Source organism: Pseudoalteromonas sp. BMB (assembly GCF_001709235.1).
Lineage (GTDB): Bacteria > Pseudomonadota > Gammaproteobacteria > Enterobacterales > Alteromonadaceae > Pseudoalteromonas > Pseudoalteromonas maricaloris.
The window spans coordinates 1-355 of sequence record NZ_MBQA01000027.1; the positions used below are offsets into that span (position 1 = coordinate 1).

The window sequence follows — 355 nt, forward strand, 5'->3', positions numbered from 1 at the left end:
TATTGCTTTTGCTCTGTTAGCTGGCCTTTATCGTTGTAGAGGTACTCGGTCACATAGCCTTTAGCGTCGATGTCGTATTGCTTCCGGCCCGCTAAGGTATAGAGTGTGCGTGTGATTCGGGTGGATCCATTATAAGTATGGACATTTAGGTCATTATCCAGTTGCTCAAGGGTTTTCAACATCGCGCCACCCGATGACAGCCACTGTGACGTGTTCACGTTTGGTGCATATTGAATGGTCTTTGTCACGCGCCCAGCTCGGTCGTAGTGTAAGCGCGTCACAGCGCCCGTTTTACTGATAACCGCCGCTTTATTACCTGACTCATCATATAAGGCTGTCTCTTATACACATCTGA

Annotated in this window: 1 protein-coding gene; it reads right to left on the reverse strand. The window is 48.2% G+C overall.

Going from position 1 to position 355, the window contains the following annotated elements:
* The coding region (locus BB427_RS02755) for a hypothetical protein (RefSeq protein ID WP_254663568.1) at positions 1–248 on the reverse strand (248 nt) is incomplete at its 3' end.
* Positions 249–355: the final 107 nt, after the last annotated feature.